This is a genomic window from Streptomyces sp. NPDC026092 (assembly GCF_040638605.1).
Lineage (GTDB): Bacteria > Actinomycetota > Actinomycetes > Streptomycetales > Streptomycetaceae > Streptomyces.
In genome coordinates this window covers 289,032-315,530 of sequence record NZ_JBEZYN010000006.1, presented here as the reverse complement: position 1 = coordinate 315,530, position 26,499 = coordinate 289,032, and the positions used below count along the sequence as shown (strand labels likewise).

Sequence of the window (26,499 nt, the reverse complement as noted above, 5' to 3'; positions counted from 1 at the left end):
GGAGGTCCGGGGCCTTCAGTGTGCCCTCGCGTTCGGTGTCAGCGGCCCGACAGTCTGTTGGCCAGGGTGGCGATGTGGGAGGTGGTTGCTGTGTGGGTGGTGGATTCGGTGTGGTCGGCGTGGCGGAAGGCCGCGTACATGGTTTGGACGCCGAGCCAGCGGAGGGGTTCCGGTTCCCATTTGCGGACCTTGTGGTTGACCCAGGGGAGGGCCGTCAGGTCGGTGGGGCCCGACTGGCCCGAGTCCTGTTGGATCAGGTCGCGCAGGGTGCGGGCCGCCAGGTTCGTCGTGGCGACGCCCGAGCCCACGTAGCCGCCCGCCCAGCCCAGGCCCGTCGAGCGGTCGAGGGTGACCGTCGCGCACCAGTCGCGGGGGACGCCCAGGACGCCCGACCAGGCGTGGTCGATGCCGATGCCCGTGAGGGACGGGAAGAAGCGGGTGAGGATGTCGCGCAGGGCCTCGATCGTCTCGGGCTGCGTGCGGCCGTCGTTGTCCGTTTTGGAGGCGTAGCGGTAGGGGACGCCTCTGCCGCCCAGGGCGATGCGGCCGTCCGCCGTGCGCTGGGCGTACATGTACGCGTGCGCCATGTCGCCCAGGGTTTCGCCGCCCCGCCAGCCGATCTCCGCCCACTGGGCGTCGGTGAGCGGTTCCGTCGCGATCATTGAGGAGTTCATCGGGAGCCACGTGCGGCGCTGGCCCGCCAGGGAGGCCGTGAAGCCCTCCGTGCAGCGCAGGACGTACGGCGCGCGGACCGTGCCGTACGGGGTGATCGCGTGCTTCGGCTTGATCTCCGTGACCGGGGTCGACTCGTGGATCGTCACGCCGAGCGCCTCGACCGCCGCCGCGAGGCCCTTGACCAGCTTCACCGGGTGCAGGCTCGCGCCGTGCGGTGTCCAGGACGAGCCGACCGCGCCCGCGACCCGGATGCGGTCCGCCGTCTCCCGGGCGCCGTACAGCTCGCGCTCCTTCTCGCCGAACGCGATCTCCACCGCGTGGAAGGCCTTGAGGCGGCTGAGTTGGGCCGGCGAGTGCGCTACCTCCAGGACACCGCCCTGGTGGATGTCCGCTTCGATGTTCTCGGTCCTGCAGATTTCCATGACCTCTGTGACCGTGGCGTTCATCGCCTGCTGCAGGCGGACCGCCGCCTCGTGGCCGTGGAGCTTGGCGTAGCGGTCGCGGCCCGCGATGCCGTTGTAGAGCCAGCCGCCGTTGCGGCCTGAGGCGCCGTACCCGCAGAACTTGGCCTCGAGGACGGTGATGTTGAGGAAGGGCACCGCCTTCTTCAGGTAGTAGGCCGTCCACAGGCCGGTGTAGCCGCCGCCGACGATGCATACGTCCGCCGTGGCGTCCCCGGGCAGCGGCTCGCGCGGGGCGGGGGCGCCCTCCTGCGCGTACCAGAACGAGATGCCGCCGTTGATCGTGCTGCTGCCGCTGCTCCTGCTGACCATGGGCGGGAGGGTACTGGATGGGATGGGGGCCTTGGACCCTCGGATCAGGGTCTTTCGGCGCGGTGGGTGGGGTGCGGGTCGCGCCTAGGTTCGAGGGTGCGGATTTCGTTGCCGCCACGCCGTTCCGAAAGGACCCTTTCATGCCCGTACGCAGGACTGTTCGCGTCGCCGTGGCCCTGGCCGCGGCCGGGGCCGTCGCGCTGGCCGGGGCGGGATGTTCGTCCTCCGCCACGTCCGCGTCCGCGTCGGTCGCGGAGAACGGCGCCGAGCCCACGACCGTTGTCGGAGCAGGCCTGACGACCGTCGTCGAGGGGCCGAAGATCATCGTCGGGGAGGCGAAGGCGCCGCACACCGCCACCGTCTATCTCGACCCGCGCTGCAGCTACTGCGCCAAGTTCGAGGAGGGCGGCGCCGTGGCGCTCGCGCAGGCGGCGGCCGAGGGGAAGGTACGGATCGAGTACGTCGTCGCGTCCTTCCTCGACGCACGCTCCGGCGGTACGGCCTCGGCGCGCGCGGCGAACGCGATGCGGGCGGCGGCGGAGGCCGGGAAGTTCGCCGAGTTCCAGGCCGCGCTGTTCGCGGGCGGCGGCGCGGAGGACCCGCTGAAGGTCGCGGACCGGGTGGACGGGCTGCGGAGTCCGGAGTTCGACCGGGCGGTACGGGAGGACACGTACCACGACTGGGTCGCCTCGGCGGAGAAGGCCTTCGAGGACTCGGGGGTCGGCGGCACGCCGACGGTGCTGCTCGACGGCCGGCAGGTGGGCGTGGGCGGCGACGCGCTGTACGACCAGGACGCGTTCGCTCGGGTGCTGCGGGACGCGGGTGTCTGAGGGCGGGCTTTACTCGGGTGTGCCTCCGCACGCGCGTGTGTAGCTTCGTCCTGTGATCGAGATTCCCGCTGAACTGGCAGTGTCCCAGGCGAAGTACAACGGGGAGGCCGGCCGCGCGTTCGTCGCGGCCCTGCCCGGGCGGGCGAGGGAGTTCCTCGACCGGTGGGGGCTGCGGGTGACCGGGCCCTCGATGTACGGGGTCGCCTCGCTGGTGCTGCCGGTGATCCGGAGCGCGGACGCTACGCGCGCGGCGCTGAAGATGCAGCTCCTCGACGAGGAGAGCGCGGGCGAGGCGGAGGCGCTGCGGATCTGGGACGGCGCCGGGGCCGTACGGCTCCTCGCGGAGGACGCAGGGACCGGCACGATGCTGCTGGAGCGGCTCGACGAGGGCCGGCACCTGTCGACGCTGGGGGACGCGCGGGAGTCGGTACGGATCCTCGCGGAGCTGCTGGCCCGCCTGGTCGCCGTACCCGCGCCGGAGGGCCTGCGGGGGCTCGGGGAGATCGCGGCGCGGATGGTGGCGGACACCCCGGACGCGGCGGCCCGGCTCGGCGCGGAGGACGCGGCGCTGCTGCGGGACTGCGCGGCGGCGGTACGGGAGGTCATGGGCGAGCCGGGCGACCGGCTGCTCCACTGGGACCTGCACTACGACAACATCCTCGCGGCGGACCGCGAGCCGTGGCTGGCCATCGACCCGAAGCCGCTGGCCGGGGACCCGGGGTTCGATCTGCTTCCCGCGCTGACGGACCTCTGGGGCGAGGATGCCGACGAGGGCGCGGACCCGGCGGTCGTGACGCGGTGGCGGTTCGACCTGCTGACGGAGCGGCTCGGGCTCGATCGTGAGCGGGCGCTGGCGTGGACGCTGGGGCGGGTGTTGCAGAACGGGCTGTGGGACGTGGAGGACGGCGAGCCGGCCCTCGACCCGGACCAGGTCGTGATCGCCCGGAGCCTGATGACGGGTGGCGGGCGGTAGCCGGACGGGCGGTAGCCGGACGGGTGGTACGAGCACGCTGACGCGGTGCAGGCTGGGGGCATGATTCGTACCGCCACACCTGCCGACGTGCCCGTGATCCACGCGATGGTCCGCGAACTCGCGGAGTACGAGAAGGCCTCGCACGAGGTCCGCGCGACCCCCGAGCAGCTCCACGAGGCCCTCTTCGGCCCGCAGCCGGCCGCCTACGCCCACATCGCGGAGTCCCCCGAGGGCGAACCGGTGGGCTTCGCCCTGTGGTTCCTCAACTTCTCGACCTGGCGCGGAGTCCACGGCATCTACCTGGAGGACCTGTACGTCCGCCCGTCGAGCCGCGGCGGCGGCCACGGGAAGGCGCTGCTGGCCGAGTTGGCCCGGATCTGCGTGGAGCGCGGGTACGAGCGCCTGGAGTGGTCGGTCCTGGACTGGAACGAGCCCGCACTGGACTTCTACAAGTCGCTCGGCGCGGTGTCCATGGACGAGTGGACGGTGAACCGGCTCACGGACGACGCCCTCCACAGGCTGGGTACGGGCGGGTAGTGATTTTGCGCCAACTGACTTGCTTGTAAGGAGAGTTACGGGCCGTCGACGAGTAGCCTGGATCCATGCAACCTCATTGATCCGGGTGTATAGGGGGCCCGGCCCCGGCGGAGGCGAAGGGGGCCTCGCCGGGGCCGGTGTCCCCCTCCTCGTTCGGGGTGGTTCCCCTGCCACCTCGGCGGTGAGCGTCAGCTCGCCGTACGCCCGGACGAGGAGGTTGCAAGATGGCCGCAAAGGATAAGGAGTCCTGGATCAAGGAACTGGCCTCACGGTTCGCAGTCGCACTCGCAGTCAAGGCACTGTGGGCCGCGATCATGAGGCTGGCCCTCCGCGACGACGCCTGAGCAGCGCCCATCCGGCCGGCCCCCGGTACCCCTTGCCGAGGGCCGGCCGTCTCCGTCGGCGGCCTGCCCTCCGCTACGGGATGAGCACCACCTTCCCGATCGTCCCCCGGGTCTCCAGCGCCCGGTGGGCCTCCGGCGCGGCGGCCAGGGGGAAGGGGTGGACGGCCGGGCGGAGGGTGCCCTCGGTGGTCGCGGCGAGGGCGGCGCTTTCGAGGTTGCGGATGTCGCCGCCCGCCTTCTGGAGCATCGTCGGGCCGAGGACGGACTCCGAGGTGATGCCCCTGGCCGCGAGCTCCTCGTCCGTGAACGTGAGGGGTTCGCCGTCCTGGAGGCCCGTGCTGGACCAGCCGAAGACCAGGTGGTGGCCGCCCTTGCCCAGGAGGTCGACCGCCGCGCGGCCCGTGTCGCCGCCGACCGAGTCGAAGACGACCGTCGCCGTCCTGGCGCCCAGGAACGCGCGGACCCGGTCCGGCCAGTCCGGGAGCTTGTAGTCGACGGCCAGGTCGGCGCCGTTCTCGTGGACCCGGGCCACCTTCTCCGGGCCGCCCGCGAGGCCGATGACCGTGGCGCCCGCGTTCTTCGCGTACTGGACGAGGAGGGTGCCGATGCCGCCCGCCGCCGCGGGGACGATCGCGATCGACTCCGGGCCGAGCTCCGTGAACCGGAGGATCCCGAGCGTCGTACGGCCCGTCCCGATCATCGCGACCGCCTCCGCCTCGCCCACGTGGTCCGCCAGGGCGTGCAGCTTCGCCGCGTCGACGACCGCCTTCTCCGCGTAGCCCCCGGGGGCCATGCCCAGGTGGGCCACCACGCGCCGGCCCAGCCACGACGGGTCCGTGCCCTCGCCCAGCGCGTCCACCGTGCCGGCCACCTCGCGGCCCGGGATCGTGGGCAGCTCGGCCGGGGCCGGGAAGGGGCCGGTGTGGCCCATGCGCAGGACCGTGTCCAGGAGGTGCACGCCCGCGGCGGCGACCGCGATCCGTACCTGGCCGGGGCCGGGGGCCGGGTCCTCGACCTCCTCGTACGTGAGGTTCTCGGCCGGGCCGAAGGCGTGGAGTCGGATCGCGTGCATGGTGAACTCCCCGATTTTGGGTGGCTGGTGTGTGGCTACGCGTACAGCCTCTGACCTCAAGTGGACTTGAGGTCAAGCCTTCTCGTCCGCAGCGCCAGCGACACCGCCTCCACCGCGCTCGTGAACGACACCTCCGACAGCACCCCGGGCGCCGCCACCTCGTCCCCCACCAGGTACACCCCGTCGCCCCGGTCGACCGCCGGGCGGTCGCGCCAGGTCGTGCCCGGGCGGTCCACCGCCCCCGTGCGGCCCCCGGAGACCGCCTCCCGGCGCCAGACCTCGCGCTCGCGCCAGCCCGGGAAGCCGAGGTCCAGCAGGCGCTCGGCATGCGCCACGCCGTCCGCCTTGGACGCCTCCGGGGCGATCGGGAACTGCGCCTGGATCAGCTGCTCGCCCGCCGGGGCGAGGGACGGGTCCTGCGCGGTGAAGCGTTCTATCCAGCCGGGCGCGTCCAGGTCCGAGACGATGAACGGGTCGCCCTTGCGGGTGCGCAGGGCCAGGTCGAGGAGGACCGTACGGCCGCTCTCCCCGCGCAGGCTCGCGTCCCCCAGCAGCCCCGAGGCCGCCGCCAGCGACGTCGCCACCACCACCGGGCCGTCGGCGACGGGCAGTTCGGTGAGGCGGGAGCTCGTCTCGATCCGTACGCCCAGCTCCCGGGCACGCCCCGCCAGCCGCTCGACCAGCCTGCCCCAGCCGCCCCGGACGTACGTCGCCTCCGGCGGCAGCGCGGCCGCCCGGTGCATCCGCTCCTGCACGAACCGGGCCGAGAGCGCGCCGGGGTCGTGGTGGAAGAGGGCGACCCCGCTGTACGCGGCGGCCTGAGCGGCCGCCTCGGGGCCGGCGACCCGCGTGGCCCAGGTGCGGAAGTCGGTGTCGACGGGGGCCTGCTCGGCCGTTCGGAGCGTGTGGCGCAGGAAGCGCAGGGGCGGGGTGCGGCGCAGCGCGCCCGCGTGGTGGAAGCGGAAGCGGGCCGCCTCGCGCGGCGGCAGGGGCGCGAGCGGGCCGACGAGGCCGCGCTGCGCGAGCCAGGTCCAGTGCGGGCCGCGGCGGTAGAGCGCGTGCGGCCCCTCGTTGGTGCGGTACGGGCCCTCGGCCGTCCGGGCCCGTCCGCCGAGCGTGGCGTGGGCCTCGTGGAGGGTGACCGTCGCGCCGGCCTCGGCGGCGGTGATCGCCGCGACGAGCCCGGCGAATCCGCCGCCGATGACGGTGATGGTGCGCTGCATCCCGTTGTTCTCCTTCTCCCTCGTGGTGTCGGTGGTACCGGGGAGACGCGCGGAGGGGCCGCGGCTGTGACATCGGGCCGTTGTCAGTGGTGCCCGGCACCATGGATCCATGACGACGGGCAGGAAGAAGAAGATCGCGGCAGCGCGGCGGGCGGAGGTGCGGCTGCCGCCGCTGGAGGCGTACGAGGGGGGAGAGCTCGCGCCGGACGGGGACTACGACGGGCTGGAGTTCCGGGGGCTCGATCTGGCGGGGCAGAGCGGGACCGGGGCGCGGTTCCTGGACTGCGCGGTGCGGGACTGCGCGCTGGACGAGACGCGCCTGCGCAGCGCGCGCTTCATGGACTCCGTCCTGGGCGGCATCCGGGGCGTCGGTACGGATCTGGCGGGGGCGTCGCTGCGCGACGTGGAGATCGTGGACGCGCGGCTCGGCGGGACGCAGCTGCACGGGTCGGTCCTGGAGCGGGTCCTGGTGCGGGGAGGGAAGATCGACTATCTGAATCTGCGCAAGGCGAAGCTGAAGGACGTCGTCTTCGACGGCTGCGTGCTCGCCGAGCCCGACTTCGGGGGTGCGGTCCTGGAGCGGGTGGAGTTCCGGGACTGTGCGGTCACGGGGGTGGACTTCAGCGGGGTCCGGATGACGGACGTCGACCTGCGGACGGTGCAGCGGATCGAGATCGCGCGCGGGGTGGACGCGCTCGCGGGGGCCGTGATCAGCACGGGGCAACTGCTGGACCTCGCGCCGCTGTTCGCCGCCCAGTTGGGGGTGCGGGTGGAGGACCAGGGATGAGGGGGAGCGTTACGGGACGCGGGGTTACGGGACGCGACGTTACGGGACGCGGGGGAAGCGGGCCTGGAGGTCCCAGATCACCGGGTTGTCGCCCAGGCCCTCGTGCATGTCGGTGAGGTCGGCGACCAGGTCGTGCAGGAAGTCGCGGGCCTCGCGGCGCAGCTCGCGGTGGCCGAAGGTGAGCGGGGGCTCGTCGCCCGGCATCCAGTCGGCCTCCACGTCCACCCAGCCGAAGCGGCGCTCGAAGAGCATCAGGTCCGAGGACTCGGTGAAGTCGAGCTCGGCGTACTGGCGCTTCGAGGAGCGGCTGCCGCGCGGGTCGCGGTCCAGCTGCTCGACGATGTCGCACAGCGCCCACGCGAAGTCGAGCACCGGCACCCATCCCCAGGCTGTGGACACCTCGCGGTCGGACTTGGGGTCGGCCAGGTACACGTCTCCGCAGAACAGATCGTGGCGGAGCGCGTGGACGTCCGCGCGCCGGTAGTCGGTCTGCGGGGGGTCGGGGAAGCGACGCGAGAGGGAGTAGCCGATGTCGAGCACAGACGATGGTCCCACGCGTCCGGACGTCGGCTCGCCCGTGGCGGGCCCCTCCCCCCCCCTCAGCCCCGAGAGCGGGCGTGGAGGGTGCGGGCCAGGCGGGGGCCCAGCCAGCGCTTCAGGCGGCGGAGGGGTTCCAGGCCGTCCGCCGCGCGGTCGATCCGGTAGTAGAGCTGCGGCGGGATGTGCGGGAGCAGGGGCGAGTGGCGCTGGCCGAGCAGCGCGAACATCTGGCCCGGGGGCAGCCGCATGTAGCGCGGGAGGTTCTCGTACCAGCGTGCGCTGTAGCGGGCCGCGCTCTGCGCCGAGAGCAGCTCGGCGCGCCGCCGCCTGCCGTAGCGGGTGAGCGCGGCGTCGAGGGAGTCGCCCGGGGTACCGTCCCCGCCCGTGCCCCGCAGCGCTTCAGCCAGTGCCAGGGCGTCCTCCAGGGCCAGCGTCGTGCCCGCGCCGATCGAGTAGTGGGTGGTGTGGGCGGCGTCGCCGAGGAGGACCAGGTTGCCGTGGTGCCAGGCGCGGGTCGTCAGGGTGCGGAAGTTCAGCCACTGCGCCGCGTCGTCCTCCTGCGCGCGGCCGATGAGCCGCTGGCCGTCCAGGAGGTCGTGGAACAGCTTCTCCAGCACGTTCAGGCTGTCCGCCTCGCCCATCCGGTCCAGGCCGAGGCCCGTCCACGTCTCCGGGGCGCACTCCACCACGCACGTCGACTGCTCGCCGCTGAACCCGTAGGCGTAGCACCAGATCCAGCCGTGCTCCGTCTCCTTGAAGGCGAAGCTGAAGGAGTCGAAGACCTTCGTCGTGCCGAGCCAGATGTAGTGGTTCCGGCCCGAGGCGATCTCGGCGCCGAAGTGCCCGGCGTACGCCTCGCGCAGCGCGCTGTTGACCCCGTCCGCCGCGACGACCAGGTCCGCGTCCGCCAGCTCCGGGGCGTCCGGGCCCGGGATCCCGTGCTCGAACTCGATCCGTACGCCCAGGGCCTCCGCCCGCTCCGCGAGCAGGTTGAGCATCCGGCGGCGGCCGATGCCGAAGCCCTCGTCGCCCCGGTGGACGGTCCGCTCGTCGCGGACGATCGCGACGCCGTCCGTCCAGGTCACCGAGGCCGCGCCGATCGCGTCCGCCGACTCCGGGTCGCCCGCCCGCAGCTTGTCGAGGAGCCCGGCCCAGTAGGTCACGCCCCAGCCGTACGTGGAGCCGGCCGGGTTCCGTTCGTAGACGGTGATCTCGTGGGACGGGTCCTGCCGCTTCATCAGGATCGAGAAGTACAGGCCGCCGGGCCCACCGCCGACGCAGGCGATCTTCACGCGCGCTCCCACTCGACAACGCTCGACACAGCTCGACAACGCTCCATGACGGAGCGGCTACGCAGGGTAGCAGTCTCAGGGGAGGAGGCGCTGTTCCTTCGCCACGGCGACGGCGCCCGCACGTGTGTCCACGCCGAGCTTCGCGTAGATCCGCCCCAGGTGGGTCTTCACGGTCGCCTCGCTGATGAAGAGCGCGCGGGCGATCTCGCGGTTGCCGAGACCGTGCGCGAGCTGGCCCAGGATGTCCCGCTCGCGGTCGGTGAGCGTGGGGCCCGCCGCGCCGCGCATCCGGTCCATGACCCGGCTGGCGACCGGCGGCGACAGGGTCGTACGGCCCTGGGCGGCGGAGTGGATCGCGGCGAACAGCTCCTCCGGGCGCTCCGCCTTCAGCAGGTACCCGGTCGCGCCCGCCTCGATGGCGCGGGTGACGTCGGCGTCCGTGTCGTACGTCGTGAGGACCAGGACGTGCACGCCGGAGCGCGCCCGCGCGATCCGGCGCGTCGCCTCCACGCCGTCGATCCCGGGGCCGAGCTGGAGGTCCATGAGGACGACGTCCGGGCGGAGCTTGGCGGCCATCGCGACCGCCTCCTCGCCGCTGCCCGCCTCGCCGACGACCTCGATGTCGTCGGCGCTGCCGAGCAGCGCGAGCAGCCCGGCGCGGACGACGGCGTGGTCGTCGCAGAGCAGGATCCGTACCGTCATGGACCGGCCTCCAGGGTCGTGGACAGGGGGATGGCGACGGAGAGGACCGTGCCCTCGCCGGGGGTGGACTCCACGGTCAGCGTGCCGCCGAGCTGCTGGGCCCGCACGCGCATCGCGGGCAGCCCGTGGCCGCGGACACCGCTCTGCGCGCGGTCCGGCGCCGGCGGTTCGAAGCCGCGCCCGTCGTCGGCGATGTCGAGGACGACCTGGTCGTCGAGGTAGGTCAGGGTCACGGCGGCGGAGGTGGCGGAGGCGTGCTCGCGGACGTTGGCGAGCGCGCCCTGCGCGATGCGCAGCAGCGCCGACTGCACGCGCTCGGGCAGCGGGACCGGTACGCCGTCGACCCGGAAGGCGGCCGACTCGCGCCCCGCGACCGTACGCAGCGCCTCCTGGAGGCCGCCGCCCTCGGCGAGGTCGGCGGGGGCGAGGTCGTGGACGAAGCGGCGGGCCTCGGCGAGGTTGCGTTCGGCAATGGACTCGGCCGTACGGACGTGGCGGCGGGCGGTCGACGGGTCGCTGTCCCAGGTCCGCTCGGCCGCCTGGAGCAGCATCTGCTGGCTGGACAGGCCCTGCGCGAGGGTGTCGTGGATCTCCATCGAGAGCCGTTGGCGCTCGGCGAGGGTGCCCTCGCGGCGCTCGGTCGCGGCCAGCTCGCGCCGGGTGCGGATCAGGTCGTCGATCAGGGCGCGCTGCCGCTCCGCCTGCCGCTGCGCGTGGACGAAGACGGCGGTGGCGATCGCGGCGACGGCCGGCGGGGCGAAGACCAGGTTCGGGTCGAAGCCGTCGTCCGAGAGCTGGACCTGGGCGATCACCACGAACGCGGTGAGGAGGGCGACGAGGACGAGGGCGGCCCGGGGCGGGAGGGTGCGCAGCCCGGTGTAGAAGAGCGGCACCGCGCACCAGGCGAAGCTCGGCGCGAGGAGGACGAGGACCATCCAGACCGCCACGACCGTGAAGAGCCAGGCGATCCGGCGCGGGGTGGCGCGGGTGCCGAGCACGGGGCCGAGGAGGTAGAGCGCGGCGAGGGCGCCGGAGAGGGCGACGATCCAGGGGCTGCGGTCCTCCCACGGGTGCCGGAGGAGGAAGCGGACCAGGGAGGCGCCGAGGAGGAGGAAGAACGCGAGGTGCATGACCCGCGCCAGCCAGTACGCGTCCGGGTCGGACCGGTGGTCGTCGTCCGCGTCGGACCGGTGGCCGTCGTCGTCCGGGTCGGACCGGCGGCCGTCGTCCGGGTCGTCGTCCGGGGCCGGGTCGTGCGCCGTCACTCGAAACTCCTCTGACCTGGGGCTACGTACCCATCCTGGCCCAGGAGGACCAGAGGGCCATCAACCGATCGGCTGACACCCCCGTCGTCCATCATGCGCGACGGCGGCAGCCGGTCCGTGGACCGTACGGGCCCGGAAACGGCCGGAGGATCGATGGCAGAGCGAAGGAACCGCCGGCCCCCACCGGACGGCACCGACCGCCTCGACCACTGCCCACGCGATACCCCCGGCCTTTCCAGAGGAGCCCGCCATGAACAAGAAGATCGTCTTCGGTGCCGCCACCGCCGCCGTCGTCGCCGCCGGTACCTTCGGCGCCGTCTCCGCGAACGCCTCCGCCCCGGCCGCCGCGCCCGCCGCCGCCGTCAAGGCCGACGCGTCGAACCAGAACCTGCAGCAGTCCACGCACCTGACGATCGAGGCCGCCACCAAGGCCGCGCAGGCCACCCTGGACGCCGCCGAGGACGAGAACCAGCGCGTCTCGGTCGCCGTCGTCGACCGCAACGGCAACACCATCGTGACCCTCCGTGGCGACGGCGCCGGCCCGCAGTCCTACGAGTCGGCCGAGCGCAAGGCGTTCACGGCCGTCTCCTGGAACGCCCCGACCTCCGTCCTCGCCGGCCGTCTCGCCCAGGCCCCGAACCTGAAGGACATCCCCGGCACCCTGTTCCTCGGCGGCGGCGTCCCGGTCACCGCCAAGGGCGCCCCGATCGCCGGCATCGGTGTCGCCGGCGCCCCGACCGGCGACCTGGACGAGAAGTTCGCGCAGGCCGGCGCCGCGGCGCTCGCCAAGTAGGACTCGGTAGGTAAGGCTCGGCTCGCCTTTGCGAGTCGTACGACAGGTGCCGCCCGGACCCCCGCCGGGCGGCACCTTCGCCGTACCCCCGCCTAAGATCGATTCGTGGACATACGCAGCCGAACCGCCCTGGCGACCGCCGTCGCCGGGCTGCTCGTGCTCGTCGGCTGCACCGGCGGCACGGTCGGCGCGAGCGGGAGCGGCGGCATCGACATCGGCGGGGTGCAGGGCACGCCCGGCGCGGCCGGGCTGCGCGACCCGTACTTCCCCAAGCTGGGCAACGGCGGCTACGACGTCAGCCACTACGCGCTCGACCTCCGCTACGACCCGAAGCGCGGCCGCCTCGACGCGACGGCCATGATCACGGCCCGCGCGACCCAGAACCTCAGCGCCTTCAACCTCGACCTCGCCGGTCTCACCGTCGACTCCGCCTCCGTCGACGACGCCCCGGCCGCCGTCAACCGCGCCGGGAACGAGCTGACGCTCCGGCCCCGCGTCGACATCGACAAGGGCGAGGAATTCCGTACGAAGGTCACGTACTCCGGCGTACCCGAGACGATCACCGACCCGGACGGCTCGCGGGAGGGCTGGCTGCGGACCGCCGACGGCGCCCTCGCACTGGGGCAGCCGACCGGCTCCATGGCCTGGTTCCCCGGCAACCACCACCCCTCCGACAAGGCGGCGTACGACATCACGCTCACCGTCCCGGTCGGCACGCAGGGCGTCGCCAACGGCGTACGGACCTCCGAGCGGACCGCGAACGGCCGGACCACGACCGTCTGGCACGTCGCCGAGCCGATGGCGAGCTACCTCGCGACCGTGGGGATCGGCAAGTACACGACGAAGCTGTCGGCGACCCCGTCCGGGCTGCCCGTGCTCACCGCCGCCGACCCGACGGTCGCCGCGCGGAGCGAGCAGCTGCTGAACCGTATCCCCGAGCTCCTCGCCTGGCAGGAGAAGAACTTCGGCCCGTACCCCTTCTCCGCCGCCGGAGCGGTGGTCGAGCGGACCGGCGACGCGGGCTACGCCCTGGAGACCCAGACCCGGCCGGTCTTCCCGATGGACGCCTTCACGCCGGAGATCCTCGCGCACGAGCTGGCGCACCAGTGGTTCGGCAACTCGGTCACGCCCGAGACCTGGCAGGACATCTGGCTGAGCGAGGGCTTCGCGGTGTACGCGGAGTGGCTGTACGCGGAGGACTTCGAGGACGTCCCCGCGCGCACCAGCTTCGAGGCGGCGTTCGAGTCCGACGCCAACTGGGCCTTCCCGCCCGCCGAACCGCCCTCGGCCGAGAACCTCTTCGACCCGCCGATCTACCAGCGGGGCGCGATGGTCATCCACAAGATCCGGGAGCGGGTCGGCGACGAGACGTTCTCCGAGATCCTGGCCGGCTGGCCGGCGACCCACCGTCACGCCAACGCCTCCACCGCCGACTTCACCGCCTACGTGGAGGACGTGGCGGGCGAAGACCTGGACGACGTGTGGGACGTGTGGCTGTACGGGGACGGGAAGCCGGCGCAGCCGGACTGAGCCCCGGGGCTACGACCCGCTCGCGCCCGACCGGAACAGGATGTCCTCGACCGTGCGCTGGTCGCGGTGCCAGTACGTGGTCTTGGGGTTGGGGCCGACGTTCCCCGAGCCGAGCTCCTTGGGGAACGAGACGTCGAGCATCGCCACGTCGTCGTTGCTGCCGAGGACGCGGTCCTGGTAGCCGATGGAGACCGCCTCCACGGCGACCGTCTGCTCACCGCCCTTGAAGAGGACCAGGCCCGCGTACGCCTTCTGCTTCGGCCCGATCGTGGCGATCGCCTTCGCCTTGGGCCCCGTCGGAGGGATCGGGCCGTCGATCGTGGCGCCGAAGCCGATGCGCGGGTAGTGGTAGAGGGTGCAGGGCTTGTCGGTGAAGTTGGTGGCCGTGATGAGCAGGTGCTGGCCGGAGTCCTGCCGCCAGGCGGAGGTGACGATCGACAGGTCGTTGTCGGTACAGGCCTGGGCGGTCGTCGTACCGCCGTCACCCGGCTCGCTCGGCGGGGGAGCGGGCGTGGTGGGCGGTGTCGTGGTCGGCGGGGCGGCCGACGAGGGAGTGGCCGGCGGCGTGGCCGACGACGGAGTGGCGGACGCCGTGGGCTTGTTGGCGTCGGCGGGCGGGTCGTCGGACTGACAGGCCGTGGTCGTCAGGAGCGCGGCGGCGGCCACGAACCCGAGCGTGCAGGTCTTCCATCTGGCTGAGCGAGCAGTGCCCATGAGTAGCCCCCGTGTACGTCGCTTGGCTGGATCGTGTGCTCGACCGATCCTCTGCCCGGGCGGCATCGGGGGCATCCGTGGCCCGGGCGACCGTTACGGAGTCAGGACCAGAGGTCGACATTCCGCTCGCGGACGCGGGGGCGGGGACGGTGCGCGGACAGGGGAGAGCCCCGGCGCGCCGTGCGCACCGGGGCTCCCTGGGTGATCGTCGGGTCGATCCGTACGTCAGAGGTTGACGCCGAAGTCGCGGGCGATGCCCTCGAGGCCGGAGGCGTAGCCCTGGCCGACCGCGCGGAACTTCCACTCCTGGCCGTTGCGGTACAGCTCGCCGAAGACCATGGCGGTCTCGACGGCGGCGTCCTCGGAGAGGTCGTAGCGGGCGATCTCGGCGCCGCCGGCCTGGTTGATGATGCGGATGTATGCGTTCCGCACCTGGCCGAAGTTCTGCGAGCGGTTGACCGCGTCGTAGATGGAGACCGGGAAGACGATCTTGTCGACGTTGGCCGGGAGGGCCGCGAGGTTGACGTTGATCTGCTCGTCGTCGCCACCGCCCTCGCCCGTGCGGTTGTCGCCGGTGTGGACGATGGTCTGGTCCGGCGTCGCCTTGTTGTTGAAGAAGACGAAGTGCGCGTCGGAGGCGACCTTGCCGGCGCCGTCGACGCCGATGGCGGAGGCGTCGAGGTCGAAGTCGGTGCCGGTGGTGGTGCGGACGTCCCAGCCGAGGCCCACGGTGACGGCGGTCAGGCCCGGAGCCTCCTTGGTCAGGGAGACGTTGCCGCCCTTGGACAGGCTTACAGCCATGGGAAGTCCCTTTCTTCGTGCTTCATGTGGTCCTGCGTTCGTCACCCGGGATAACGCGGACGATGCCCCGCCGGTTCCATGCTGCGGAATCCATACGAAAACAGGATGACGTGCGGGAGCCCGTCCGGGGAACATGGACGCATGTCCGGTCCCTATCTGATCCGCGGCTCCGTCTCGCTGCCCGAGGCCGAGCTCATGTGGCGTTTCTCGCGGTCGTCGGGGCCGGGCGGGCAGCACGTCAACACCAGCGACTCGCAGGTGGAGCTCCGCTTCGACCTCGCGTCGACCGAGGCGCTGCCCGAGGTCTGGAAGGCGCGCGCGCTCGAACGGCTCGCCTCGCGGCTCGTCGGTGGGGTGGTGACGGTCCGCGCGTCGGAGCACCGCTCGCAGTGGCGCAACCGCGAGACGGCGGCCGTCCGCCTGGCCGCGCTGCTCGCGGAGGCGACGGCCCCGCCGCCGAAGCCCCGGCGGGCGACGAAGATCCCGCGCGGGATCAACGAGCGCCGGCTCCGGGTGAAGAAGCAGCGCGCGGAGACGAAACGGGGCCGCCAGGGCCGCGGCTGGGGGTGACCCCCACGCCCCGGCGGAACGACTGCCCGGGGTCACCCCAGCCGGCGGTACTTCCCCCGGAAGTACGTGAGCGGGTTGTCCTCCGTCGCCGTCGGGACGTTCGCCGTGAGGACCCGGGCCACCACCAGGGTGTGGTCGCCCGCCACCACCCGGTTCTCCGTACGGCATTCGAGCGTCGCGAGGGCGCCCGCGAGCAGCGGGGCGCCGCTCTCCTCGCCGCGGATCGTGGGGACGTCCGCGAAGAGCAGGCGGTCGCTCACCCGGCCCTTCATCGCGAAGCGGCCCGCGATGTGGCGCTGCTGCTCGGAAAGGACCGAGACCGCCCACACCGGGACCTCGGCGAGCAGGTCGTCCATGCGGGAGCCGTTGCGCAGGCTCACCAGGACCAGCGGCGGGTCCAGGGAGACCGACATGAACGCGGTCGCCGTCATCCCGACGTCCTCACCGCGCGGGCCGTCGTCCGGATCGTGCGCCGTCACCAGGACTACGCCCGCCGCCAGGCGGGACATCGCCGCCCGGAACTCGTCGTTGCTCACCCCCTCAGCATGAGGGATCGCCAGATCCGAGGTGGGGGGCGGGGAAGGCGTCGTCGTCAGCACACCCGCACGCTAGCCCCGGCGCACGCCCCCCTACATCGGACCCCGGGACCAGGCCAAGCACCCCCGCCGGTCCTAGGACCATCGCCCCCGGGATCGTACGGCCGTGTTCACTTTGCGTTCACGAAGGCGCGGAGGCGCGTTCCGGGCGCCTCCCGAGACTCCACCCGCCCCTTGTGACTTGAGTCACAGAGTGCAGTATTTGTTGACCCTGTGTACCGGGTGCACAGCTCGCTGTGATTCAGTGGCGGGGACAATGCAGCATGAGAGCCGATGAGAACCCCTGGAGTTGCTGTCGAGGTCTCGGGGAGAGCGAGCGATGGAGACCGAGTCGGAGCCGTACGTCCGTCTTGCGACCCTGCGGCAGCTGCATCAGGTCGTGGCCGACCTCAATACAGCCCGCAGCCTGGCAGACACTTTGCAGACCGTTGCCGACGGCATCGTCGCCGGTCTCAACTACGAGCTGGCCTGCGTCAACCTCGTCCGCCCCGACGGTGACCTGGTCGTCGCCGCCTTCGCCGGCAGCCCCGCCGCCGAAGCGCTGATCACCGGCCGGGTCGGCTCCCGCGCCTCCTGGGAACGCCGCCTCTCCATGGGCGTCGCCTGGGGTGACCTGCGGTTCATCCCGCACACCGAGGGCTGGGTCCTCATCGAGGACGACGTCCCGCAGTGGCACACCGAAGGCCCCGCCCCCCGCTTCGAGGACGAGTGGCACCCGCACGACCGCCTCTACGCCCCCATGTACTCCCCCACGCTCGGCTCCGCTCGCGCGGGGGGACCCCCACCGCGCACCGGACGCGAACTGCTCGGCGTCATCTCCGTCGACCGGCCCCGCAACGGCCGGCACCCCGGACCCTGGGGCCAGGAAGCCCTGCAGATGTACGCCTCCCAATCGGCGATTGCGATCAGCAACGCGCGGCTGCGAGCAAACATGCAGCGGGCCCTCGTCCGCCTGGAACGCGAGCAGCAGGCCCTGCGCGCCAGCGAAGAGTCGTTTCGGCAGGCCTTCGAGTACGCCCCCTCCGGCATGGCCATCGCCGAGATGGGCGGCGACCAGCACGGCCGCCTGCTGCGCACCAACGACGCCCTGTGCCGCCTGCTGGGCCGGCCCGCCTCCGTGATGCGCCGCTACTCCTTCGCCGACCTCGTCCACCCCGAGGACATAGGGCTTCTGCTGCGCACCTCCGCCGAGGGCGGCCGCGCCGAGCTGCGCCTCGGCCGCCGCGACGGCACGTACGTCTGGGTCTCCCTCCGCAACTCCGTCGTCGCCGACACCGCCGACGGCCCGCGCTTCCTCCTCACCCACGTCGAGGACATCGAGGAGCGCAAGCGCCACGAGCTCCAGCTCGCCCACCGCGCCTCGCACGACGCCCTCACCGGCCTGCCCAACAGCGCCGAGCTGCGCTCCCGGCTCAGCGCCCGGCTCTGTGAGCGCCCGCACGCGACGCCGGAGACCGACTTCGACACCCCGTACGGCAACGAGCACGGCTTCGGCTTCGACGCCGGGCCCGGCGCCGGCGGTCCCTACGACCACCACGTCCACACCGTCGCCCCGGCCGGCGGTGACCTCGACGACGGTACGAAGGGGCTCGCGGTCCTCTTCTGCGACCTCGACGGCTTCAAGTCGATCAACGACCGCTTCGGGCACCACACCGGCGACGCCGTCCTCATCGAGGTCGCCCGGCGGCTCACCACCGGCGTACGGGACGGGGACACCGTCGCCCGGCTCGGCGGAGACGAGTTCGTCGTCCTCGCCGACGGCCTCGGCGCGGCCGACGCGGCCGACCTGGCGGTGCGGCTGCGCAACGCGATCATTCCGCCGATCCGGGTCGACGGGCGGGCGGTCCGGGTCGGGGCGAGTTTCGGCATCGGCTGGGCCGAGTGCGGAATGACCGTCGAAGAGGTCCTGAACTCCGCCGACCAGCGGATGTACATCGAGAAGCGGTCCCGGGCCAAGGTCCACCGCCGCGCCGGATAGGGGTGCGCGGACCCCTCGCCTGTCAAGGTCCGGATCGCCGGGTTCCCCGTTCGGGGTAGGCTCGGCCGGTCGGCGACGGCTGGCGAGCATGGATAGGAGTGACCAGGGATGGCTGCCGGTAACGACGGCGCGAACACGCCCGAGGACGACGATCCGTTCGGCTACCTGTACGCGGACGGCCAGGCGGCAGGCGCCCAGCCGCCGGGTCAGGGCGGTGGCTACGGCTACCCCGGACCGGCCGCGCAGCCGGGCGTGCCCCGGACCTCGTACAACCAGGTCAGAACGGTCGGCGAGCGCCAGTACGGCGGTCAGCAGAGCTACGGCCAGGGTCCGCAGGGCGGCCCCGGCGGCTACCCGCCGCAGCCCGGGCAGCAGGTCCCGAACCAGCCCGGGTACGGCCAGCCGCACCCGCAGTACGCGGCGCCCGAGACGTACCCGGGCGGCCAGCAGACGCGTCAGTCGCCGATCCCGCACCAGCGCGGTGGCGGTGGCGGCGGTCGCGGACCGAACACCAAGGGTCTCCTCATCGGCGCGATCGCGGTCGTCGCGGTCGTCGTGATCGGCATCACGGCCGCCGTGATCAACAACTCCGGCGGCGACGACAGCAACGGCGGCACCGCGGGCGGCAAGCCGACCGACGGGTCCACCCAGGTCCAGGAGACGCCGTCCGAGGCGCCCAGCGACAAGCCGACCCAGGCCCCGCTGCCGCAGCAGGACGCGGCCACGCTCAAGCTGGGCGGCTCGGCGTATCTCGACAAGTCCATCAAGAACGCGCAGTCCTCCGGCGGCGCGTACGTGACCGGATTCAACACGGTCGGCGCCTCCGCCACCTGGCAGACCGACGTCCCGGCGGCCGGCGACTACAAGATGGAAGTGCGCTACTCGATCCCCGCCAAGGACGCCAACGCCACCGTGACCGTCAACGGCAAGGCGAACACGAACGCGATGAACCTGAAGAACTTCATCGGCTCGTCGGACCCGAACCTGGAGAAGAACTGGCAGACCACGTGGTCCCAGGTCTCGCTCCAGAAGGGCAAGAACACGATCATGCTCTCCTGCGAGCAGGGGAACCAGTGCGACGTGATCCTGGACTGGGTGAAGATCAGCACCCTCTGATCGGCAGACCTCGGAAAGCCCCGTGGGACCTCTCGGTTCCGCGGGGCTTTCTCGTTACGGTGTGCCGCTTGCCGCTTGGTTAGGCCGCCGCCGGCTGTTCCGTCACCGTCACGCGGGTGAGCAGGTCCTCGTACGCCGTGCGGTCGAACTCGCCCGCGACCGGGGCGAGGACCGTCGCCGCCGAGAGGGCCACCGCGCGGGCCAGTCGCTCCGGCCAGGGGAGTTTGTCGACCAGGGCCGAGAGGAGGCCCGCCACGGCCGAGTCGCCCGCGCCGGTCGGGTTGCCCTTCACGGCGGCCGGGGGGCTCGCGTGCCAGAAGCCGTCCGGGGTGGCGGCCAGCATGCCGTCCGGGCCCAGGGAGGAGACGACCGCGTGGGCGCCGCGGCGGCGGGCGTCGCGGGTGGCGCGGTGGGGTTCGCGGGAGCCGGTGAGCTGGGCGAGTTCGTCGGCGTTGGGCTTGACCACGTCGGGACGGGCCGCGATGCCGCGCCGGAGGGGTTCGCCGCTGGTGTCGAGGAGGACGGGGACGCCGGCCGAGCGGGCGAGCCGGATCAGTTCCGCGTACGCGCCGACGTGGATGCCGGGCGGGAGGCTGCCGCAGAGGGCCACGGCCTCGGCGTCGGCCAGGAGGGCGGTGTAGCGGGTGGTGAGGGCCGTCCACTCCGTGGGGGTCACCGTCGGGCCCGGCTCGTTCAGTTGGGTGGTGTCGCCCGTCGTGGCGTCGACGACCGCGACCGTACGGCGCGTGGCTCCGGCGGTCGGGACCAGGGCGTCGACCACGGGGCCGCCCGCCAGGTGGGTGCGGAGGATCTCGCCCGTCGAGCCGCCCGCGAAGCCCGTGGCGACCGTCTCGTGGCCCAGGGCGGCCAGGACGCGGGCGACGTTGAGGCCCTTGCCGCCGGGGCGTTCGATGACCTGGGTGACGCGGTGCGAGGCGTGCGGGACAAGGGCGGGGACGCGGTACGTGAGGTCCAGCGCCGTGTTGAGGGTGACCGTGAGAATCACCTGCCGTACCCCCGTACCTCGTCCCGAGTTCGCGCCCCGATCATGCCAAACAGAAGGCGGTTGGCCCAGTCCCCGGGCCAACCGCCTTGCGTCTGTCGGGGCGATATCAGGTCAGCTTGGGCTCAACCACCCAGGTGCCCTTGCGCATCACGCCCTTGACGTCGAAGTCCGCGTCGAGCACGACCAGGTCGGCGTCCTTGCCGGGCTCCAGGGAGCCGACGCGGTCGTCGATGCCGAGGACCCGGGCCGGGTTGGCGGAGATGGCCTGGACGACCGACTCGACGGGCAGCTTGTCGACGGTCGCCGCGCGCTTGAACGCGCGGTCCAGAGTGAGGGTCGAGCCCGCGATGGAGCCGCCCTCGACGAGCCGCGCGACACCGTCCTTCACCTCGACGGCCAGCGGGCCGAGCGAGTAGAGGCCGTCGCCGAAACCGGCCGCGTCCATGGCGTCCGTGATGAACGCGACGCGCCGGGGCCCCGCGTGATGGAACGCCAGCTCCAGGGCGGCCGGGTGCAGATGGGTGCCGTCGTTGATGAGCTCGACGGTGATCCGCTCGTCCTCCAGGAGCGCGGCGATCGGGCCGGGGGTGCGGTGGCCGAGCGCGGGCATCGCGTTGTAGAGGTGGGTGGCCACGGTGGCGCCCGCGTCGATGGCCTCGACGGTCTGCTCGTACGTCGCGTCGGTGTGGCCGATCGCGGCGACGACGCCGTGCTCGGCGAGCAGGCGTACGGAGTCGATGCCGCCGGGGAGTTCGGTGGCGAGGGTGACCATCTTGGCCTGGCCGCGCGCCGCGTCGATGAGCTTGCGGACGTCGGCCGGGTCGGGGTCGCGCAGCAGCGTCTCGTCGTGCGCGCCCTTGCGGCAGGGGGCGATGAACGGGCCCTCGAAGTGGATGCCGGCGATGTCGCCCTGCTCGGCGAGTTCGGAGAGCAGTCCGGCGCGTCTGCCGAGGAAGTCCATCTCGCCGGTCACGAAGGAGGCGACGACGGTGGTCGTGCCGTGCAGCCGGTGGGTCTGGACGCCCGTGAGGATCTCGTCGACGGTGCCGGAGGTGAAGGAGGCCCCGCCGCCGCCGTGGTTGTGCATGTCGACGAAGCCGGGGACGACCCAGTGGCCCGTGAGGTCGAGCGCCGGCGCGTCGGCGGGCGGGGAGCCCGCGATGCGACCGCCGTCGACGATCACCCGTCCGTTCTCGACGATGCCGGTCGGCAGCACCACACGGGCCCCGGCGAGAACTGTGGATACGGCCATCAGGCGGATACCTCCGAGTCGAGGGAGAGAAGGTCCCAGGCGAGGAGGCCCGCGCCCAGGCATCCGGCGGTGTCCCCGAGGGCTGCCGGTACGACGGCGGGCAGCTTCTGGAACGTGACGCGTTCCTCCACGGCGGCCCTCAGTGGTGTGAACAAGGTTTCCCCGGCCTCGGCGAGCCCGCCACCGATGATGAGCGTGCGGGGGTCAAGCAGGGTGAGCGCGGTGACCAGGCCGTCCGCGAGGGCGTCGACGGCCTCCTGCCAGACCTGGACGGCCCTGGAGTCGCCGTCCGCGACCGCCTTGGCGCAGTCGGCGGCGTCCGCGTCCGGGTCGCCGGAGGCGGCGGCCCAGGCCTGGGAGACGGCGGAGGCGGAGGCGTACCGCTCCAGGCAGCCGCGCTGGCCGCAGCCGCACTCGGCGCCGCCGGGGCGGACGACGATGTGGCCGATCTCGCCGGCGTAGCCGTGGGCGCCGGCCTCGATGGCGCCGCCGATGCCGATGGCGCCCGCGATTCCGGTGCCCAGCGGCACGAAGAGGAAGCGGTCGGCGCCGTTGCCCGCGCCGATCCGGCCCTCGGCGAGGCCGCCGGTGCGGACGTCGTGGCCGAGGGCGACGGGGATGCCGTCGAGGCGCTCGCTGAGCAGGGCGCGCATGGGCACGTCGCGCCAGCCGAGGTTGGCGGCGTAGACGGCGATGCCGCGGGCGGCGTCGACGATGCCGGGGACGGCGACCCCGGCGGCCGCGGCGGGCTCGCCGTACTGGTCGAGGCCGTGGGCGCGCAGCTCGGCGGCGAAGTCGAGGATCGTCTCGACCACGGCGTCCGGGCCGCGCTCGCGCCCGGTGGCGCGCCGTGCCTCGTGGAGCAGGGTGCCGTCCGCCCCGACGAGGGCGGCCTTCATGCCGGTGCCGCCCACATCGAGGGCGATGACGTGTCTCACGGGAACAGTCTCGCCCGTTCCTGCCCGAAAGGTCTAGTCCACTGACCGATATTGTTGCGGTGGGATACAAATTCGAGTGATGGCGCGTGCGACCAGCGGTGACGGCCTTCACAAGGTCTTCACCCGTAGGCCGAAGATCTACCCAAGTGGTGTAGACCTTATGCTTCCTCTCCTGTGAAAATCACAGCTCAACGACGAGCAGAGGGTGGGGCGACGCTGTGCAGCGGCGATTCATAGGACTGACCGCGACGATCGCCGCGCTGGGGCTGACCGCGGGTCTGTCCGGCTGCGGGCTCACCGAGAGCGCCGCCGGCGATGTGACCCTCAAGCTGGTCGCGGCCGATTACGACCTGAACGGCGGCGACAGCACCAAGAAGTACTGGGACGGGCTCACCGCCGCCTACGAGGCCGAGCACCCCGGCGTCCAGGTCGAGGTGCAGGTCGAGTCCTGGAACGACGTCGACCGCAAGGTCGCCGAGATGGTCAAGGCCGGCCAGGCCCCCGACATCGCCCAGATCGGCGCCTACGCCGACTACGCCGCCGCGGGCCAGCTCTACTCCGCCGACGAGCTGCTCTCCATCCCCGTCCAGGCCAACTTCCTCGCCCCGCTCGTCGCGGCAGGCGAGAACAAGCGCACCCAGTACGGCCTGCCCTTCGCCGCCTCCACCCGGCTGCTCTTCTTCAACCAGGACCTCTTCGACAAGGCCGGCATCAGCGAGCCGCCGGCCAGCTGGGACGAGCTGGCCGCGGCCGCGAAGAAGCTGAAGGCCAAGGACGTGAAGTACCCCTTCGCGCTGCCGCTCGGCCCCGAAGAGGCGCAGGCCGAGACCATGATGTGGCTGCTCAGCGGCGGCGACGGCTACACCGACGGCTCCGACCGCTACCGCATCGATTCCGAGCAGAACGTCAAGACGTTCGAGTGGCTGAAGACCGAGCTGGTCCAGAAGGAGCTCACCGGCCCCGTCGCCCCCGGCAAGCTCAACCGCAAGGACGCCTTCGCCGCCTTCTCCCGCGGTGAGGTCGGCATGCTCAACGGCCACCCCTCGCTGATGCAGGAGGCCCAGAAGAAGGGCGTCAAGGTCGGCAAGGTCGCGCTGCCCGGCGCGGACGGCAAGTCCAAGGCGTCCATGGGCGTCGCCGACTGGATCATGGGCTTCAAGCAGAACGGCCACGGCCGGCAGATCGGCGACTTCCTCGACTTCGTCTTCAGCGACGAGAACGTGCTGAAGTTCGCCGGCGACAACGACCTGCTGCCGCCGACCGTGAGCGCGTACTCCCGGATGGAGAACGACCCGGAGCACAAGGACCTCCACGAGTTCCTCGCCGAGCTGCCGAACTCGCAGCTCCCTCCGGTCGGCAAGACCTCCTGGGCCCAGGTCAGCGACACCATCAAGCAGAACATCGGCAAGGCCGTCACCCCGGGCGGGAAGCCGGCCGAGGTGCTCGGCGGGATCGCCCGCAAGGCGACGGCGGCCGAGAGCGCGGAGTAATAGGTTGTTCGTATGACCGACGCGAGCGATCCCCGACCCGACGACGCCCCGAGCGGCGACACCGGGCTCGGGGAGCGGGAGCGGGCCGTGCTCGCGCTCGAACGCCGCGCCTGGCCGGGCCCCGGCGCCAAGGAGCGGGCCGTCCGTGAGCGGCTCGGCCTCTCGGCGACCCGCTACTACCAGCTCCTCAACGCCCTTCTCGACGACCCGCGCGCCCTCGCGCACGACCCGGTGACGGTCAACCGACTGCGCCGGGTCCGTGCGGAGAAGGAGCAGCGCCGCTGAGGCCGCGTCGGTAGGGTCGTCGTATGGTCAGCAGCCTTCCGCACCCGACCACATCCGCAGGCCGCGACGGTCTGGCCGCGCTTCTCGCGCGGCCGGAGAAGGCCGTCGTCGCCCTCGACTTCGACGGGACGCTCGCCGAGATCGTCCCCGACCCCGAACAGGCGCGCGCCCACCCCGGCGCCGTCCCCGCGCTCTCCGCCCTGGCCCCGCAGATCGCCTCGGTCGCCGTGGTGACCGGCCGCCCGGCGGGCGTGGCGGTCCGCTACGGCGGCTTCGCCGGCGTCCCCGGCCTGGAACACCTCGTCGTCCTCGGCCACTACGGCGCCGAGCGCTGGGACGCGGTCACCGGCACCGTCCAGGCCTCGGCCGTCCACCCGGGCGTGGCCGCGGTCCGGGCCGAGCTGCCCGGCGTCCTGGACGGCGTCGGCGCCTGGCCGGGCACCTGGATCGAGGAGAAGGGCCGCGCGGTCGCGGTCCACACCCGCCGCTCCACCGACCCCCAGGCGGCCTTCGAGGCCCTCAAGGCCCCCCTCGGCGACCTCGCCGCCCGCCACGGCCTGGTCCTCGAACCCGGCCGGATGGTCCTCGAACTGCGCCCCCCGGGCATGGACAAGGGCGTGGCGCTCGCGGAGTACGTACGGGAGGTGGGCGCCGGCTCAGTCCTGTACGCGGGCGACGACCTGGGCGACCTGCCGGCCTTCGCGGCGGTCGAGAAACTCCGTTCGGACGGCACCCCGGGCCTGCTCGTCTGCAGCGGCTCGACGGAGGTCCAGGAACTCTCGGACCGCGCCGACCTGTCGGTCTCGGGCCCGGCGGGCGTGGTCCGCTTCCTGACGGACCTGGCGGAGGCGGTACGGGAGGGCGCGGGCGCCTGAGGCCTGCGGCGGGCGGGTTCCTGGGGCTCAGGCCCTAGGAACCCGCCCGCAGCGCCTCCAGCTGCTCCAGGAACCACCGCTGCGGCGGCAGCGCCGTCGCCGCGGCGGCCAGGCGCTTCGTGCGGTCCGCGCGTTCGGCGGGGGGCATCGTCAGGGCGCGGTGGAGGGCGCGGGCGGTCTCCGAGATGTCGTACGGGTTGACCGTCAGGGCGTCCTCGTGGAGTTCCTCGTAGGCGCCCGCGCCCGTCGACAGGACCAGGGCGCAGCCGGCCTCCGAGACCACCGGGATCTCCTTCGCGACCAGGTTCATCCCGTCGCGGACCGGGTTGATCAGGGCCACGTCGGCGAGGCGGTACGCGGCGAGCGAGCGGGGGAAGTCGTCCCGTACCGACAGGAGCACCGGCTGCCAGTCGGCCGTGCCGAACTCCGTGTTGATCCGCTCCGCCAGCTCCGCGACCGACGCCGTGTACGCGCGGTAGACCTCCAGGTCCTGGCGGGAGGGGTACGCCGAGGCCATGTGGACGACCTTGCCGCGCCACTCCGGGTGCTCCTGGAGCAGCTCCCGGTACGCCAGCAGGCCGCGGACGATGTTCTTCGACAGCTCCGTGCGGTCCACCCGCACGATCGTCCTGCGGTCGCCGATCTCGGCCCGCAGCGCGGCCAGCCGGTCGTCGACCTCGGGGGTGTGGGCGAGGGACCGGAGGTCGTCGGCGTCCACGCCCAGCGGGAAGACGTGCACCCGGGTGCGCCGGGGTTCGCCGCCCGCCCTGCGGTGCTCCACCCCGCGCCAGGGGTCGTCGCCGCGCCAGAAGCCGTCGGCCTCGCCCGCCGGGCCGTGGATGTGCGCGCCCGTGATGAACGCCTGCGCCCACGCCCAGGTGTGGAAACCCAGCTCGTCCGCGCCGAGCATCCCCCAGAGCAGCTCCTCGCGGACGTCCTCCGGCAGCATCCGCATGTACTCGGGCAGCGCCCACGGCGTGTGCGTGAAGTGGCCGATCCGCAGGTCGGGGCGGAGCTCGCGCAACTGCCCCGGGACCAGCGCCAGGTGGTAGTCCTGCACCAGGACCGCCGCGCCCTCGTCCGCCCGCGCCGCCAGCTCCTCGGCGAAGGCCCGGTTGTAGGCGCGGTACGACTCCCAGCGGCGGCGGAACTCCGCGTCGAAGACCGGCTCGCGCGGGATCTCGTACAGGTGGTGGTGGAGGAACCACAGGACCGAGTTCGCGATCCCGTTGTACGCGTCGGCGTACACCTCCGGGTCGATGTCCAGCATCCGCACGCCCGGCTCGGACTCCCCGCGCCTGACCGCCTCCCGGTCGCCTTCTCCCAGGGCCGCGCACACCCACACGCTGTCCTGGGAGGAGATCGCGCTCAGTCCCGAGACGAGACCGCCCCCGCCGCGCCGGGCACTGAGTGTGCCGTCGGCGGCGAGGGCGTACGAGACAGGACCCCGGTTGGACGCCACGAGCACAGAAGCCATGTGGCGAACCTAGCCCGTCACGTAAACGCTCAAACGTACGTATACGACTCTGGCGAATCCTCGCC

Annotated in this window: 26 protein-coding genes; 12 read left to right on the top strand and 14 right to left on the bottom strand. The window is 72.6% G+C overall.

What is annotated here, in order from left to right; translation table 11 throughout:
• Positions 1-38: 38 nt before the first annotated feature.
• Entirely contained in the window at positions 39-1,448 is a 1,410-nt protein-coding gene (locus tag AB0F56_RS12800; RefSeq protein WP_362007605.1) for an FAD-dependent oxidoreductase, read from the bottom strand.
• Positions 1,449-1,588: 140 nt separating this feature from the next.
• Between AB0F56_RS12800 and AB0F56_RS12795 the strand changes: the two genes are divergently transcribed.
• The 3 genes from AB0F56_RS12795 to AB0F56_RS12785 are packed head-to-tail and all read left to right on the top strand — an operon-like array spanning position 1,589 to position 3,788.
• On the top strand, positions 1,589-2,278 hold the full coding sequence (locus AB0F56_RS12795; RefSeq protein ID WP_362007603.1) for a thioredoxin domain-containing protein: 690 nt from the start codon (positions 1,589-1,591) through the stop codon (positions 2,276-2,278).
• Between the two features lie 52 nt (positions 2,279-2,330).
• On the top strand, positions 2,331-3,251 hold the full coding sequence (locus tag AB0F56_RS12790; RefSeq protein WP_362007600.1) for an aminoglycoside phosphotransferase family protein: 921 nt from the start codon (positions 2,331-2,333) through the stop codon (positions 3,249-3,251).
• Between the two features lie 60 nt (positions 3,252-3,311).
• The gene (locus AB0F56_RS12785) at positions 3,312-3,788 is read left to right on the top strand and encodes a GNAT family N-acetyltransferase (RefSeq protein WP_362007598.1); all 477 of its coding nucleotides are present in this window, start codon (positions 3,312-3,314) and stop codon (positions 3,786-3,788) included.
• Positions 3,789-4,205: 417 nt separating this feature from the next.
• On the opposite strand, the gene AB0F56_RS12780 is transcribed toward AB0F56_RS12785, so the two are convergent.
• Positions 4,206-5,204, bottom strand: coding sequence for a zinc-binding dehydrogenase (locus AB0F56_RS12780; RefSeq protein ID WP_362007596.1), 999 nt, complete (start codon positions 5,202-5,204; stop codon positions 4,206-4,208).
• Positions 5,205-5,260: 56 nt separating this feature from the next.
• The gene (locus AB0F56_RS12775; protein ID WP_362007593.1) at positions 5,261-6,427 is read right to left on the bottom strand and encodes an FAD-dependent oxidoreductase; all 1,167 of its coding nucleotides are present in this window, start codon (positions 6,425-6,427) and stop codon (positions 5,261-5,263) included.
• A gap of 109 nt (positions 6,428-6,536) precedes the next feature.
• Here AB0F56_RS12775 and AB0F56_RS12770 point away from each other — a divergent pair, with 109 nt between their 5' ends.
• Positions 6,537-7,214: a pentapeptide repeat-containing protein gene (locus AB0F56_RS12770; RefSeq protein ID WP_362007591.1), complete on the top strand. Its 678-nt coding sequence runs from the start codon at positions 6,537-6,539 to the stop codon at positions 7,212-7,214.
• A gap of 39 nt (positions 7,215-7,253) precedes the next feature.
• On the opposite strand, the gene AB0F56_RS12765 is transcribed toward AB0F56_RS12770, so the two are convergent.
• The 4 genes from AB0F56_RS12765 to AB0F56_RS12750 all read right to left on the bottom strand — a co-directional run bounded on the left by AB0F56_RS12765 (position 7,254) and on the right by AB0F56_RS12750 (position 10,878).
• Positions 7,254-7,754 (bottom strand): hypothetical protein, encoded by a 501-nt coding sequence (locus tag AB0F56_RS12765; RefSeq protein WP_362007896.1) that lies wholly within the window; start codon positions 7,752-7,754, stop codon positions 7,254-7,256.
• Between the two features lie 59 nt (positions 7,755-7,813).
• The gene (locus AB0F56_RS12760) at positions 7,814-9,046 is read right to left on the bottom strand and encodes an FAD-dependent monooxygenase (RefSeq protein ID WP_362007589.1); all 1,233 of its coding nucleotides are present in this window, start codon (positions 9,044-9,046) and stop codon (positions 7,814-7,816) included.
• Between the two features lie 75 nt (positions 9,047-9,121).
• The gene (locus AB0F56_RS12755) at positions 9,122-9,748 is read right to left on the bottom strand and encodes a response regulator transcription factor (RefSeq protein WP_362007586.1); all 627 of its coding nucleotides are present in this window, start codon (positions 9,746-9,748) and stop codon (positions 9,122-9,124) included.
• Positions 9,745-10,878, bottom strand: coding sequence for a sensor histidine kinase (locus AB0F56_RS12750; RefSeq protein WP_362007893.1), 1,134 nt, complete (start codon positions 10,876-10,878; stop codon positions 9,745-9,747). The genes AB0F56_RS12755 and AB0F56_RS12750 overlap by 4 nt, the downstream gene beginning before the upstream one ends.
• 385 nt (positions 10,879-11,263) lie before the next feature.
• Between AB0F56_RS12750 and AB0F56_RS12745 the strand changes: the two genes are divergently transcribed.
• On the top strand, positions 11,264-11,806 hold the full coding sequence (locus AB0F56_RS12745; RefSeq protein ID WP_362007584.1) for a heme-binding protein: 543 nt from the start codon (positions 11,264-11,266) through the stop codon (positions 11,804-11,806).
• 156 nt (positions 11,807-11,962) lie between these two features.
• The gene (locus AB0F56_RS12740; RefSeq protein ID WP_362007891.1) at positions 11,963-13,336 is read left to right on the top strand and encodes a M1 family metallopeptidase; all 1,374 of its coding nucleotides are present in this window, start codon (positions 11,963-11,965) and stop codon (positions 13,334-13,336) included.
• A gap of 9 nt (positions 13,337-13,345) precedes the next feature.
• On the opposite strand, the gene AB0F56_RS12735 is transcribed toward AB0F56_RS12740, so the two are convergent.
• Both AB0F56_RS12735 and AB0F56_RS12730 read right to left on the bottom strand, forming a co-directional pair.
• A complete protein-coding gene (locus tag AB0F56_RS12735) occupies positions 13,346-14,002 on the bottom strand; it encodes a DUF4232 domain-containing protein (RefSeq protein WP_362007581.1) in 657 nt (218 codons plus the stop codon).
• 273 nt (positions 14,003-14,275) lie between these two features.
• Complete coding sequence (locus tag AB0F56_RS12730) at positions 14,276-14,851, bottom strand: TerD family protein (protein WP_362007578.1); 576 nt, start codon at positions 14,849-14,851, stop codon at positions 14,276-14,278.
• 141 nt (positions 14,852-14,992) lie between these two features.
• Between AB0F56_RS12730 and arfB the strand changes: the two genes are divergently transcribed.
• Entirely contained in the window at positions 14,993-15,421 is a 429-nt protein-coding gene (gene arfB, locus AB0F56_RS12725; RefSeq protein ID WP_362007576.1) for an alternative ribosome rescue aminoacyl-tRNA hydrolase ArfB, read from the top strand.
• Positions 15,422-15,453: 32 nt separating this feature from the next.
• Here the strand turns inward: arfB and AB0F56_RS12720 are convergent, their stop codons facing one another.
• On the bottom strand, positions 15,454-16,020 hold the full coding sequence (locus tag AB0F56_RS12720; RefSeq protein WP_362007574.1) for a flavin reductase family protein: 567 nt from the start codon (positions 16,018-16,020) through the stop codon (positions 15,454-15,456).
• 316 nt (positions 16,021-16,336) lie between these two features.
• On the opposite strand from AB0F56_RS12720, the gene cdgB reads away from it, so the two are divergent.
• Positions 16,337-17,995, top strand: a complete 1,659-nt coding sequence (cdgB, locus tag AB0F56_RS12715; protein WP_362007571.1) for a diguanylate cyclase CdgB — start codon at positions 16,337-16,339, stop codon at positions 17,993-17,995.
• 108 nt (positions 17,996-18,103) lie between these two features.
• Positions 18,104-19,111 carry a CBM35 domain-containing protein gene (locus tag AB0F56_RS12710; RefSeq protein ID WP_362007568.1) on the top strand — a complete coding sequence of 336 codons (1,008 nt, stop codon included), beginning with the start codon at positions 18,104-18,106 and terminating at the stop codon, positions 19,109-19,111.
• A gap of 79 nt (positions 19,112-19,190) precedes the next feature.
• Here AB0F56_RS12710 and AB0F56_RS12705 read toward each other — a convergent pair whose 3' ends face one another.
• The 3 genes from AB0F56_RS12705 to AB0F56_RS12695 form a co-directional block, all read right to left on the bottom strand.
• Positions 19,191-20,117 (bottom strand): 1-phosphofructokinase family hexose kinase, encoded by a 927-nt coding sequence (locus AB0F56_RS12705; protein ID WP_362007565.1) that lies wholly within the window; start codon positions 20,115-20,117, stop codon positions 19,191-19,193.
• Between the two features lie 106 nt (positions 20,118-20,223).
• The gene (gene nagA, locus AB0F56_RS12700) at positions 20,224-21,369 is read right to left on the bottom strand and encodes an N-acetylglucosamine-6-phosphate deacetylase (protein WP_362007563.1); all 1,146 of its coding nucleotides are present in this window, start codon (positions 21,367-21,369) and stop codon (positions 20,224-20,226) included.
• Entirely contained in the window at positions 21,369-22,307 is a 939-nt protein-coding gene (locus AB0F56_RS12695) for an ROK family protein (RefSeq protein WP_362007560.1), read from the bottom strand. Before AB0F56_RS12695 ends, nagA begins: the two co-directional genes overlap by 1 nt.
• 218 nt (positions 22,308-22,525) lie before the next feature.
• Here AB0F56_RS12695 and AB0F56_RS12690 point away from each other — a divergent pair, with 218 nt between their 5' ends.
• Genes AB0F56_RS12690 through otsB form a run of 3 tightly spaced genes read left to right on the top strand, consistent with a single transcriptional unit; the run spans position 22,526 to position 24,957 of the window.
• Positions 22,526-23,797 carry an extracellular solute-binding protein gene (locus tag AB0F56_RS12690; RefSeq protein WP_362007557.1) on the top strand — a complete coding sequence of 424 codons (1,272 nt, stop codon included), beginning with the start codon at positions 22,526-22,528 and terminating at the stop codon, positions 23,795-23,797.
• A 12-nt stretch (positions 23,798-23,809) separates the two neighbouring features.
• Positions 23,810-24,082 (top strand): DUF3263 domain-containing protein, encoded by a 273-nt coding sequence (locus tag AB0F56_RS12685; protein WP_362007554.1) that lies wholly within the window; start codon positions 23,810-23,812, stop codon positions 24,080-24,082.
• Between the two features lie 23 nt (positions 24,083-24,105).
• A complete protein-coding gene (gene otsB, locus AB0F56_RS12680; RefSeq protein ID WP_362007552.1) occupies positions 24,106-24,957 on the top strand; it encodes a trehalose-phosphatase in 852 nt (283 codons plus the stop codon).
• Between the two features lie 34 nt (positions 24,958-24,991).
• Here otsB and AB0F56_RS12675 read toward each other — a convergent pair whose 3' ends face one another.
• Positions 24,992-26,434: a trehalose-6-phosphate synthase gene (locus tag AB0F56_RS12675; protein WP_362007549.1), complete on the bottom strand. Its 1,443-nt coding sequence runs from the start codon at positions 26,432-26,434 to the stop codon at positions 24,992-24,994.
• Positions 26,435-26,499 lie beyond the last annotated feature (65 nt).